This window comes from Lacticaseibacillus baoqingensis (genome assembly GCF_003946165.1).
Classification (GTDB): Bacteria; Bacillota; Bacilli; order Lactobacillales; family Lactobacillaceae; genus Lacticaseibacillus; species Lacticaseibacillus baoqingensis.
This window is the reverse complement of the sequence record NZ_RHOI01000006.1, coordinates 110338-122500: the sequence shown is the minus strand read 5'-3', so window position 1 is coordinate 122500 and position 12163 is coordinate 110338. Positions and strand designations below refer to the sequence as shown.

At 53.9% G+C, this 12163-nt stretch carries 13 protein-coding genes; 5 read left to right on the top strand and 8 right to left on the bottom strand.

Annotation, left to right across the window (positions count from 1 at the left end):
* Positions 1–101: 101 nt before the first annotated feature.
* Together rpoE and EKM91_RS03980 are read right to left on the bottom strand one after the other, a co-directional pair.
* A complete protein-coding gene (rpoE, locus tag EKM91_RS03985) occupies positions 102–710 on the bottom strand; it encodes a DNA-directed RNA polymerase subunit delta (protein ID WP_125750087.1) in 609 nt (202 codons plus the stop codon).
* A 43-nt stretch (positions 711–753) separates the two neighbouring features.
* Positions 754–1200 carry a YwiB family protein gene (locus EKM91_RS03980; RefSeq protein WP_125750085.1) on the bottom strand — a complete coding sequence of 149 codons (447 nt, stop codon included), beginning with the start codon at positions 1198–1200 and terminating at the stop codon, positions 754–756.
* Between the two features lie 119 nt (positions 1201–1319).
* Here EKM91_RS03980 and EKM91_RS03975 point away from each other — a divergent pair, with 119 nt between their 5' ends.
* From EKM91_RS03975 to yidA, 3 genes are read left to right on the top strand one after another with little or no spacing between them, the layout of a single operon-like run.
* On the top strand, positions 1320–2150 hold the full coding sequence (locus tag EKM91_RS03975) for a lipoate--protein ligase family protein (protein WP_125750082.1): 831 nt from the start codon (positions 1320–1322) through the stop codon (positions 2148–2150).
* A complete protein-coding gene (locus EKM91_RS03970; protein WP_125750079.1) occupies positions 2147–3469 on the top strand; it encodes an HD domain-containing protein in 1323 nt (440 codons plus the stop codon). The genes EKM91_RS03975 and EKM91_RS03970 overlap by 4 nt, the downstream gene beginning before the upstream one ends.
* 12 nt (positions 3470–3481) lie before the next feature.
* Positions 3482–4297, top strand: coding sequence for a sugar-phosphatase (yidA, locus tag EKM91_RS03965; protein ID WP_125750075.1), 816 nt, complete (start codon positions 3482–3484; stop codon positions 4295–4297).
* A gap of 30 nt (positions 4298–4327) precedes the next feature.
* On the opposite strand, the gene EKM91_RS03960 is transcribed toward yidA, so the two are convergent.
* Complete coding sequence (locus tag EKM91_RS03960) at positions 4328–4774, bottom strand: NUDIX hydrolase (protein WP_125750072.1); 447 nt, start codon at positions 4772–4774, stop codon at positions 4328–4330.
* Between the two features lie 70 nt (positions 4775–4844).
* On the opposite strand from EKM91_RS03960, the gene EKM91_RS03955 reads away from it, so the two are divergent.
* Both EKM91_RS03955 and mscL read left to right on the top strand, forming a co-directional pair.
* Complete coding sequence (locus EKM91_RS03955) at positions 4845–5888, top strand: YdcF family protein (RefSeq protein WP_125750068.1); 1044 nt, start codon at positions 4845–4847, stop codon at positions 5886–5888.
* A 56-nt stretch (positions 5889–5944) separates the two neighbouring features.
* Positions 5945–6310, top strand: a complete 366-nt coding sequence (gene mscL / locus EKM91_RS03950; protein WP_125750066.1) for a large conductance mechanosensitive channel protein MscL — start codon at positions 5945–5947, stop codon at positions 6308–6310.
* Positions 6311–6441: 131 nt separating this feature from the next.
* Here mscL and EKM91_RS03945 read toward each other — a convergent pair whose 3' ends face one another.
* The 5 genes from EKM91_RS03945 to tkt are packed head-to-tail and all read right to left on the bottom strand — an operon-like array spanning position 6442 to position 12084.
* Positions 6442–7305, bottom strand: coding sequence for a shikimate dehydrogenase (locus tag EKM91_RS03945; RefSeq protein ID WP_125750063.1), 864 nt, complete (start codon positions 7303–7305; stop codon positions 6442–6444).
* Between the two features lie 4 nt (positions 7306–7309).
* Positions 7310–8026 carry a type I 3-dehydroquinate dehydratase gene (aroD, locus tag EKM91_RS03940; RefSeq protein ID WP_125750060.1) on the bottom strand — a complete coding sequence of 239 codons (717 nt, stop codon included), beginning with the start codon at positions 8024–8026 and terminating at the stop codon, positions 7310–7312.
* 1 nt (position 8027) lies between these two features.
* Positions 8028–9092, bottom strand: coding sequence for a 3-dehydroquinate synthase (gene aroB / locus EKM91_RS03935; protein WP_125750057.1), 1065 nt, complete (start codon positions 9090–9092; stop codon positions 8028–8030).
* Positions 9089–10072, bottom strand: coding sequence for a 3-deoxy-7-phosphoheptulonate synthase (gene aroF, locus EKM91_RS03930; RefSeq protein ID WP_125750054.1), 984 nt, complete (start codon positions 10070–10072; stop codon positions 9089–9091). The genes aroB and aroF overlap by 4 nt, the downstream gene beginning before the upstream one ends.
* Before the next feature lie 20 nt (positions 10073–10092).
* Entirely contained in the window at positions 10093–12084 is a 1992-nt protein-coding gene (gene tkt / locus EKM91_RS03925; RefSeq protein WP_125750051.1) for a transketolase, read from the bottom strand.
* Between the last annotated feature and the right edge of the window lie 79 nt (positions 12085–12163).

The window sequence follows — 12163 nt, the reverse complement described above, 5'->3', positions numbered from 1 at the left end:
AGAATACCGAAAACTTGCCCTCCAAGAAGCTGCTTAACTAAATTTTTTTGATTGTCCAACCTCTTGGGTTCACATCAAGCGGTCAGCTTTTTGTGGATCAATTAATCATCATCATCGGTATCGTCATCAGTGGCGACGCCGAAATCATCATCGGTATCATCATCGTCGTCATCATCACTGAATTCGGCAAGCTGTCCTTCGATGCCGTCTGGCAAGGCGTCTTCTTCGTCATCGCCATCATCATCTGCATCGGCGGCGTCATCAAAGTCTGCTTCTGCGACTTCGTCATCATCGTCTTCGGCAAAATCGTCATCTTCAGGATCGTCATCGTTGTAATCGATCACATCGTCATCATCGGCGACATCAGCCAAGAAGGCGTTGACCTTCTTGCGCTTCTTGCGGCGCGGCGTGTCGTCTTCTTCATCAGGATGGTTCACTTCTTCATCCACGGATTCGTATGGGTACCAAGCGCGCAGGCCCCAAACGTTGTCTCCCAAAGAGATGAACGAGCCATCTTCATTGAGGTCCGTGTAAAATTGCGGGAGTCGATTACGAATCTCTTCATCACTCTTGCCCAGATACGTCTGGATCTCGTTTGCAATGTCCACAAAGGCCATCGTTTCACCTTTTTGTTCGAGAATGGCGTGCGCCACCTCGATCATGGACAGTTCAGATTTAATCGCATCGGCAAATACTTCGTCTAGTTTCAACCGGTACACGCCCTTTCCACAGTCTATTTCAAATCATACGCCCTCAGGCAGTGAATTGCAATCGCATCCGATAATTTCCCAAATGATCCCCATTGGCAAAGAGTTGATACTCCACATAGATCTCACCAGCCAAAGGCGCTTCTGTCAATCGCACGTCCAATCGCGGCGTGACGGTTTCTACGGGAATGATGCCATAGGGGGTGCGGTAACGCGTCAAGATCCGCCGTTCATTGGCAAAATGCAGCTTCAACTGCATATCATCTTCACTGCCGCCGCGAGTCAGCTGAATATCGCCATCCCCGCGCAGTTTTAAGGTAACCGGATAATCGGTGCCTTCTGCTTCGTTGAGCTCACGGTAGCGGATGTACAGTGTATCATTAAGCTCAACCAAGCTGCCAGTCTCGTCGAAAACGTGCTCTTCTGATTGGTCGTCTTGGGTCACGTACGTTTCCAAGTGGATCGTTACTGGGATCCCACGGGATAAGTCCATTGTGCTACGCCCCTTTTTATAGTTTCTCAACTATTATAACGCATTGTCCAAAACCAGGTGGCGACACTGCCCTTTTCTTATATAATAGAGGTAATACTCTTTGAAGAAGGCGGCCCATTATGCAACTCTCTGATCTTACCAAAGCCCCGATCGGCTTGCTCAGCCAACACTTTACCCCTAAAGACGGCGTGGCCAGCTTTGCGCATACCAATGCGTTATTACGCCGGCCAGTCGCGTTGCCAGAGGTGTTTGCCCATTTTTGGACGCTTGATCATACCGTGATCTTAGGGATGCAAGACTTGCACTTGCCACGCTTGAGCCAAGCATTAAAGGCGCTTGGGGATTGGCATTATTTTGTCCGCAACTCAGGCGGCTTGGGCGTGGTCAGCGATGAAGCAGTCTTGAACTTCTCGCTGTTTTTGCCGCAGCGTCCAGAGCTGACCATTGCCACGGCATATGGCCTGATGGCCGCTACCATCCAAGCGGCACTGCCGGAAGTGACGATCACTGCCGCTGAGATCACGCGTTCTTATTGCCCTGGCAGCTTTGACTTGAGCATCGGCGGGCAAAAATTTGCCGGCTTGGCGCAGCGGCGTACCAGTGCCGGCATTGCAGTGATGGCCTACATCTCAGTATGCGGTGATCAGCACGCTCGCGGCGAATTGATGCAGACCTTTTATCAAGCTGGCGATGGCCAAAAAGCGGCGCACTTTCACTTTCCTGACATCGACCCGGCTGTCATGGCCAGCTTAGATGCGTTATTACGCCAGCCGCTGACGGTCGGCTTGATGCAATCGCGCTTGGTCCATGCCCTGATCGCCCAAGGCATGCAAGTCGATCCCTTGCTTTTGCCCACAGCGTTGACCCAACCGGCTTATCAACAAGCACTCGCTGTTGCTAACGCAGATATGCACGAGCGGCAACACTTCGCTACCAAGGAGACGTTATGAGCACACCCTTATTACCGCGCGAAAAAGTCTTTCGCGACCCCGTCCACAATTATATCCACGTGCGCTACCGCGTGATCTTAGACTTGATCAACACCCCAGAATTCCAGCGCTTGCGCCGCATCAAACAACTGGGCGTCGCAAGTTTAGTCTTTCAAGGGGCGGAGCATTCCCGCTTCACCCACAGCTTGGGGGTGTATGAGATCACCCGCGAGATCTGTGATAACTTTGCCGCCAATTATCCCCATGAATGGGATGATTCTCAGCGGCTCGTGGCCTTATGCGCCGCATTGCTGCATGACATTGGCCATGGGCCATACTCGCACACCTTTGAGCATATTTTTGCCACTGACCATGAAGCCATCACCCGCCGGATCTTGTTAGACGAAAGCACAGCTGTCAACCGGATCTTACGCGCAGTGGCGCCGGACTTCCCGGCTAAAGTGGCCAGTGTGATCGACCACACCTACCCTAACCCGCAAGTGGTCCAGATGATCTCAAGTCAAATCGACGCCGACCGCATGGATTACCTTTTGCGTGATGCCTATAACACCGGGACAAATTACGGGTTGTTCGACCTCACCCGCATCTTGCGCGTGATGCGCCCGTATCGCGACGGCATCGCATTTGACGCCAACGGGATGCACGCAGTCGAAGACTATATCGTCAGCCGCTTTCAGATGTATCAACAGATCTATTTTCACCCCGTGTCACGCGGCATGGAAGTGATCTTAGGCCATTTATTGCGCCGCGCAAAGGTGCTTTATGAAGCTGGCCGCTTTGACAGCGGGTTCAATCCGCGCTTATTGATCCCTTTTTTTGAGCATCGCTTCGACTTGCAAGATTACTTGCGCTTAGATGATGGGGTGCTCAACACCTACTTCACCTATTGGTTAGACTACCCGGATGTGATCTTACGCGATTTTGCCGACCGCTTCTTGAGCCGCCGGCCACTGAAGTCGGTGACGTTCACTGACCAAACGGCACACTTGTTGCCGCGTCTGCGCGAACTGGTCGCTCAAGCCGGCTTTGACCCGACGTATTATACCGCTGAAAATGACAGCTTCGATCTGCCTTATGACGCCTATGACCCTTCCAGTGCCAACCCGAAGACGCAAATCGAGATCATGCAGCTAGATGGCTCGCTGGAAGAGCTTTCGACTCAATCGCAATTGGTCCATGCCTTGCGCGGCAAAATGACTGGGGACAAGCGGTTTTATTTTCCTAAGGTCATGTTGAGCCAACAAGGCGACTTATTTGCACCAGTTTATCAACAATTCCAACACTATCTCCTCAACGGTGCCTTGATCGCACCACAGTAGAAAGGACTGCATATGCACATCAAACTGATCGCCATCGATATGGATGGCACCCTATTAAATGAACACAACACGCTGACCCCTGCCACCATTGCTGCGGTCAAAGCCGCCAAACAACAAGGCATCAAAGTCGTTTTATGTTCCGGACGGCCGCTGACGGGCTTGCAGCAATTTTTTGCCCCGCTGGGTTTGATCGACGCTGGGGATTATGCGATCACCTTCAACGGCGCGATGGTCCAAGAAGCCGACACCGGCCAGGTTTTGCTCGAACACACCTTAACTTACCCCGATTTTCGTCAATTGATGCAATTGGCCCAAGATATCGGTGTGCATGTGCATGCCGAAGACGCGGCTAAGATGTATACGCCTAATGCCGACATTTCCAAATACACCGTGCGTGAAGCCTATCTCGTCGACATGCCGTTGTTCTATCGTCAACCTGAGACTTTCGCAGTCGACAAGCAATTCGCCAAGGTCATGTTGATCGACGAACCTGATTTGTTGACCCAGGCACAAAAGCAGATCCCGCAGCATTTTTTTGACGACTATTACTTTGTCCACTCAGAACCTTACTTCTTAGAAGCCTTAAACAAAAACGCCAACAAAGGCAATGCCGTCATGGACTTGGCCAAGCGGCTCGGCTATGACGCCAGCCAAGTGATGGCCATTGGCGATCAAGCCAATGACTTACCGATGATCAAAGCCGCCGGGTTAGGGGTCGCCATGGGCAATGCCATTCCTGCCGTCAAAGCCGCAGCACAAGTCCAAACCGCCACCAACGCCCAAGATGGGGTCGCCAAAGCCATCCGGCAATGGGCCTTGAGCGACTAAAAAAGAGCCGCCCAGCGGCTCTTGCTCAACTCAGCGGCGCGCCAGCCACTGAGCGACCCCCCAGCGATGAGTCGGGCGCTTCAGTTGGGCACTGGCTTCTGCGATCGGCATCAACATCAAGGTGTTAAAGTCTTCTAATGGTTGCGCGACTTGCTTTAAGTCAGTGCAAGCATAAAATGTTGCCGGATGATAATAGGCCGTTTGGCGGTGGTGGGAGTAGAAGTATTCAGATGCCCGCCCCAGCTGCTCGCCAATCGTCACGGTTACGCCAAATTCTTCCAACAGTTCCCGCCGCAGGGTTTCGGCGTCGCTTTCTCCAGGTTCCACCTCACCACCAGGTAAAAACAGCGCATGGTTGGGGGCCCCTAGGATCAACAGCCGCTTCCCACTAGGGTCGGGGATCACCCCATAAACGCCTACTCGCCGATGATAGTCGAGCTTGGGATCTTTAGTACCAAAAACTGGATCATGTGCCATGAGTACGCCTCCAAATAATTTCCCTAATTATACACTCATCAAAGTCTAATTCCCATAAGGAAGTGAGCTTATGCCCGCCAACATTTTAATCGTTTTGATCCCGCTAGCGGTCATGACGGTGCTTTTCCTCGCTAGTTTTCTCACCGAACCGCGGCGGTTGGTCAACGGTTGGCTGTTTAACTTGTGGCTGCTGAGCTTTTTAGCCACTGCCGCATTTTTGATCTTGAATTCCCAAAACCGGCTATTGATCGCCGTCAGCGCCACGTTATTCATCATTGCTGTCTTGTTGATCTTGGCGATTTTTGCCTTGCACCTGTTATGGTTGGCGTGGAATGCACTGATCGTTTGGCGGCGTGAATCCCATTCGTTAGGGAACATGCTGACGCTGTTGATCGCATTGGGGTTGCTTTTGCTGGAAATCGGCGCCAGCTTTGGCCGCCAGTTTTTGCCTGCGCCATTATATGCCGCGTTAGCCGTGTTTTTCACCTTGACCATTGGGTACGTCTTGGTGTCTTTATACAACTTCTTGACGGTCTTGGTGTTGTACAATCTGCGCTGGGTGCGGCACAACAAGGATTACTTGATCGTTTTAGGCGCCGGATTGATCGACGGCCACCGTGTCAGCCCCTTGCTGGCGGCACGGATCAATGCCGGGATCCGCTTTTATCAGCGTCAAAAAAAGCTTGGCAAGCCCGCCAAGTTACTGTTTTCCGGCGGCAAAGGCAGCGATGAACAGCTCGCCGAAAGTGTCGCGATGCAACGTTTTGCCATCGCCCAAGGCGTCCCTGAAGCCGACACCTTGATCGAAGACCGCTCGACGACCACTTTAGAAAACATGCGCTTTTGCGCCGCGATCATTCGTGCCGCTGGCGGCGGTAAGGCGGCGTTTTTCACGAATAACTACCATCTTTTCCGGGCTGGTCTTTATGCCAAACAAGCCGGCTTAAATGCAAATGGTGTCGGCGCGGCCACGAGTTTTTACTTTCTGCCGAATGCGGTGATCCGCGAATATTTAGCCTTGGTCGTGTTACATAAGCGCCGCCATTTGATCGCGTTTGCGCTGATCTTATTGCTGAGTATCAGCGTCCTGGGGATCCAATGGGTGACGCAGTAACACTCGCGTCTGGCAAGGGATTTAGGTATACTGAATAGTAAAGGGGGTTTTGCATTTTGTTCAAAGAATTCCGGCAATTCATCATGCGCGGCAACGTGTTAGACCTAGCCGTCGGCGTGATTATCGGCAGTGCCTTCACTGGGGTGGTCACCAGCTTGACGAAGAACTTGATCAATCCGATCTTAGCTTTGTTCACGCGCAGTACGAACCTGGAAGGGCTGAGTTTTACCCTCCTTGGAGCCAAGTTTACGTATGGCGCGTTTATCAACGACGTGATCAACTTCATCATCGTGGCGTTTGTTGTGTTCTTGTTGGTCAAATCCGCCAACAAGATCTTGCCACAAAAACAAGCCGCCACCCCGGGTCCGACCAAAGAAGAGGTCTTGTTGACCGAGATTCGCGACTTATTAGCTAAAAAATAATCTGCCATTATCTCTAGATTGAAACAGCAAGCAGAGTTAGTTTACAACATCGGCGTCTTGGGCCCACGATTCGTTTTTGAATCGCGGTTTCAAGACGTTTTGTGTTACTACCCGCTAGCTCTTTTATGTCCTCAATGCTGTGCTAACAAGGTGCTTAAATGCGCTTCGACTGCGGCAGTCGGCATATTCGCCCCAGTCCACAGCTTAAACGATGCAGCGCCTTGGGCCACTAAAAGCGCCAAACCGTTGAGCCGATCATGCACCCCGGCTGCGGCAGCTTGTTGCAAAAAACGCGTATTCAGCGGTGCATACACCATATCCAACACCACCTGTTGCGCATTCAATGCCCCAGCGTCTGCTAAGGGACTGGTATTTTGCTGTGTCCCCATGCCTAAGCTCGTGGCATTGATCACCAGCTGGCTGGCGGCAACCAAAGCGCCCACTTGCGGTGTATCTGCTAATGCGCACACGGTGACATTGACCCCAGTCGCTTGGTTGACTTGCGCCGCTAAAGTTTCTGCAGCTGCTTGATGGCGATTGATGATGACCAATTCTGCCACTCCCGCTTGTCCTAACGCCAACGCTGCAGAACGGGCCGCACCGCCGGCGCCAAACAAGACTGCGCGACTGGTCTTTAATGACAAGCGCTGCGGCAAAGCCGCCACCACCCCGACGCCATCGGTGGTGTAGCCATACAAGCGGCCGCCTTGATTGACGATCGTGTTGACCGAACCGGCTAATTTTGCCAGCGGATCAAGCTCGTCTAACAAAGGCAACACCGCTTCTTTAAGCGGCATCGACAAGTTGACGCCGCCAATCCCAAAAGCCCGTAAACCAGCGATCGCCTCTGCCAAAGTGGCCGGAGTCACGTCAAAGGCTAAGTATCGCGCATTGATCTTGAGCTGCTCAAAAGCAAAGTTGTGCATCGCTGGTGACAGCGAATGCTGACTCGGGTGAGCGATCAGCCCATATAATTTTGTCTTCGCATCGATCATCTACTTACCCCTCCTGGATCCCTACGATTGCTTGGACACTGAGTTGTCCTGGCGCAGACGCGGCCCCTAATGTGGCAAACGTCAAAGCCGACGCAAATGCTCCCGTCGCCACTCGGGTCAGCTGTCCCAAAGCGCCCATGCCGATCACGATCGCCGGACACGGCAAAGCCTTTTTGGCCCATGCGCTTAGCGCTAACAAGGTCAAGGTATCTGCTGGCGTTTGCGGCATGGTCGCTAACTTCACCACATCCGCCCAAGCAGCTTGTGCGGTTAACTGCTGCTGCCCCGCCGCCAGTGTCGGGGTGGCCGTAAAATCATGGGCACTGGCAACTACTGCAGCCCCTGCTTCATGGACTAAAGCCACCAGCGCCTTGCGCGCGGCCACGGGCCAGTGGGCTTCGATATCCACCGCATCCGGGCTGATCGCTAACAAGCGGCGATAAAGCGCGCCATAGTCACTGACTGCACCCACAAATGCCCCGCCTTGGGCCTGGGTGCGACAAGTCAGCAATAATTGCTTGTTGGCAGCATGCAAAGCGGCGGCCACGGTTTGCCCCACTGCAAGCGGTACGTCAGGCCATGCGTCGACGCGCCATTCTGCGATCGCCGCTGGACTGGCACACACGGCTTTTGCTTGCGCGATCAACTCAGGCGCCGTTTTGGCCGTCAATGGGACGGCGATGGCTGGCATCGTGCCACTGATCTGTTGCACAAATCCCATCTTATCCCTCCAAAAATGCTGGCAGCTCCGCTAGCGGTACCGGATGCAAGCGCGGTTCGCCCAGCTTTGCTAAGGTCACCAAAACCACCGTTTGGCCTTTGACTTTCTTGTCCATGCGGATCTGCTCGACTAATTGCGCCGTAGTCAACTGCGGAAAATGAGTCGGCAACCCGACAGCCGTCAACCGGGCGGCAATTTGATCTGCCGTTTGCGGTGCCGTCAGCCCTTGGCGCTCACATAAGCGCGTGATCGCCATCATCCCCATGCTGACCGCTTCGCCATGCAAGGTGTCAGGAACTAACAACTCGGCCGCATGCCCCAGCGTATGGCCAAAGTTCAATAGCCGCCGCGTGCCGGTATCGCGTTCATCTGCGACCACTAAAGCCGCCTTAGCTGCGATCGCATAGGCACTGCATTCACCGGCGTGTGCTAATAGCGCCGCTGGTGAATCGATCGTCTCCAGCAATTGCCAAAAGCTGGCGTCGCTGGACAGCGCCCCCATTTTGACCACTTCCCCATAACCTTCAACGAGATTGCGCTGGCTCAAGGTCTGCAGCTGGTCAGGATCGATCACGACCAGATCCGGCTGGAAAAAACTGCCGATGACATTTTTGCCCGTACCGAAATCTACCGCCGTCTTGCCGCCGACGCTTGAATCCACTTGCGCCAACAAGCTGGTAGGCACTTGGATATAACTCAACCCGCGCATGAAAGTGGACGCCACAAAGCCGGCGAGATCACCTACCACGCCGCCGCCTAAGGCCAACACCCCATCACTGCGAGAAAACCCGTTGGCGATCAAATCGCCATAGATTTGTTGCGCTCCGGCTAGCGTCTTAGACGCTTCGCCGGCAGGGATCACGCTGATTGCGGTCGTAAACCCGGCGGCGGTCAGCCGCTGTTGGGTGGCTTCCAGATACAACGGTGCCACATGCGTGTCTGACACGATCATCACCCGCCGCGGCGACCAAACGTTGGCCACTAGTGTGCCTAAACGAGCCGCCGCTCCTGATTCGATGATGATCTGATACGGATGTTGCGGTAGTGCAACGGTCAATGTACTCATGCTAACGCCGCCCGCACTAAATTGACACGCCGGGTCATGTCCTTGTATAAGTCTGGGGTCAAGGCTTGCGGCCCATCAGAAAAGGCATGGGCTGGATCATCATGGATCTCAACGATCTCACCATCGGCACCGGCCGCAGCCGCGGCCACTGCCATTGGCGTCACCAAGTCGCGCACGCCGACAGCATGGCTGGGGTCGGCGATGATCGGGTAGTGGGTCAGTTTTTTCAACACCGGAATCGCAGCTAAATCAAAGGTGTTGCGGGTGTATTTATTATCGAAAGTCCGGATCCCGCGTTCGATCAAAAAGACGTTAGGATTACCGTTAGCCCGGATGTATTCCGCCGCATTCAAGAGATCATCGATGGTTGCTGACATCCCGCGCTTTAAGCCGACTGCGATTTGAGTTTTGCCGACGGCTTTGAGCAAGGAGAAGTTTTGCATGTTGCGCGCCCCGATCTGGAAAACATCTGTGTACTTGCCGACCATCTCCACATGCGGCACATCCATAACTTCAGTGATCACATCCATGTCAAATTCATCTGCGGCTTGGCGCAAGAACCGCAAGCCATCTTCTTCTAAGCCTTGGAAGGAGTATGGTACAGTCCGCGGTTTGAAGGCGCCGCCGCGCAAGACAGTCGCACCGCCTGCTTTGGCTAACTTGGCCATTTTACGCACATGCGCTTGTGATTCAACTGAACAAGGTCCTGCCATCATGACAAAATTGTCTCCGCCAATGGTAGTATGCGGCAAGGTGATCACGGTATCTTCCGGCTGAAATTGGCGGCTGCCTAAGACAAATGACGGATCGTCAAAGCTGATGCTGGCGATCACCGCGGCTTCTTCTGCCGTAGGGGTGAAATCTTTGACGCCGATGGCGGCTAAGTGTGTGCCGACCACTTCGACTTGAGCCGGACGTTGTTCTAATTTGGCCTTGATGCTTTGGATCAGTGGGGTCGTTTGCTTGAATTGAATGATCATGAGTTTTTTTCTCCTTTTGATTAACGACGTGACATCGTGCGCAAGACTGCTGCAGAATCCAGGGCTAAGTACCGATCGGCAACATTTTGCGGGGTGAAGCCAAAGTGGGCCAACACCCGCTCAGGTGTGCCGCTGGCACCGAAACTTTCCATGCCTAAAACGGCACCGTCTAACCCGACAAAACGTTCCCAACCTAGCGGACTGCCCATTTCGATCGCTAAGCGGCGCGTGACATTAGCAGGCAATACCATTTGTTGGTACGCAGCGGATTGCTGGGCGAACAGCTCGAAGCTGGCCATGGACACAACGCTGACAAAGCGTCCGCTTTTGGCGAGTTCTTGTTGCGCTTGCATCGCCAAGTGGACTTCAGAACCGCTGGCTAACAAGATCCCATCTTGGCGCTTGCCAGCAGGGACGCCGCGCACGATGTACGCACCGCGTTCAACATCAGGCACTTGTACAGAAAGCTGCGGCAAAGCTTGGCGCGATAAGACCAAGACCGTTGGGCCGTTGCTGCGCGTCAACGCGACGCGCCAAGCAGCAGCGACTTCCGGCCCATCTGCCGGCCGCAACACGACGGTATTGGGGATCGTCCGCAGCATCATCAGCTGTTCGATCGGTTCATGTGTCGGGCCATCTTCGCCAACAGCAATGGAATCATGCGTGAACACGAAGGTCACCGGTAAATGCTGCATGGCTGCCAAACGGATCGCCGGCTTGAGGTAATCGGAAAAAACTAAGAAGGTACTGCCAAAAACCCGCGACCCGCCATGTAAAGCCATCCCATTCAACGCAGCGCCCATGGCAAATTCCCTGACGCCAAAGGCGACATTGCGGCCTTCTGGATGCGTTTGACTAAACAATGGCGAGTCATTGATCACCGTTTTAGTCGAACTGGCCAAATCAGCAGCTCCACCCCAAAGGTCAGGAAGCTCTTGGGCAAAGGCATTCATTACCAGCTGCCCGGCATCGCGCCCGGAAACTTTTTCCGGCAGCAAGTCGGCTGGCAAAGGCGCCAAGTGCGGCTGCAAGCCGCCGATCGCTCGCGCAAATGCCGCTGACGCTGCTGGTGTCAATTGTGCCACCCGTTTTTGCCAGGCGTGATGATGCGCTTCCCCCCGGGCGATCAAGGTCTCGGCAAAGCGCTCGTGCACCGCCTTAGGGACCGAAAAATCAGGCAGCTCCCAGTGGAAAGTCTGCTTGAGCTGAGCAAAAGCCGCCTCACTTAAAGGCTTGCCATGCACCGCATTGGTCCCTTGACCTTGGGCGCCAAAGCCTAAAACCGTGCGCACTTCGATCAGCGAAGGCCGATCAGTGACGGCTTTGGCGGCAGTCAGCGCAGCATCGATGGCTGCCAATTCATTACCGTCTGCGACGCGGGTGTAATCCCAACCGCACCCGGCGCACCGTGCCGCCACGTCACCACCGAAGGCACGGTCTTTGTTTCCATCTAAGGACACATCATTAGAATCATATAAAACGATCAGCTTGCCTAATTGCTGATGCCCGGCCAACCCCATGGCTTCATGCGAAATGCCTTCCATGAGATCCCCGTCGCCTGCAAGCACAAAGGTGTAATGATCGACTAACCCTGGAAAGCGGGCCGCCAAATGCCGCTGCGCCATCGCCATGCCGACGGCCATCCCTAAACCTTGGCCTAATGGGCCGGTGGTGGCTTCCACGCCATCGACTAACCCATATTCGGGATGACCAGGGGTGCGGCTGCCAAATTGGCGAAAATGCCGCAGATCATCTTGGCTCACGGCAAAGCCGGCCAAGTGCTGCAACGCGTATAACATCGCCGAGCCATGCCCCGCTGACAAAATAAAGCGGTCGCGATTGAACCAGTGGCTGGCTTTAGGCGTTACGTTCAAGTGGTTGCGGTATAAGACATAAGCCATGGGTGCGGCCCCTAGCGGCAACCCTGGATGGCCGGAATTGGCGGCTTGGATCTGGGCGACGCTTAACATTCTAATTGCTGTAACCGCTTGTTCGTCGATCGTATCAAACATAATTTTCCTCCTAATCAATGTCCGCCAGCCACGAAAAAACGCTATCGACTTCAGCCGATAGCGTTTTTTTGTCATCAAT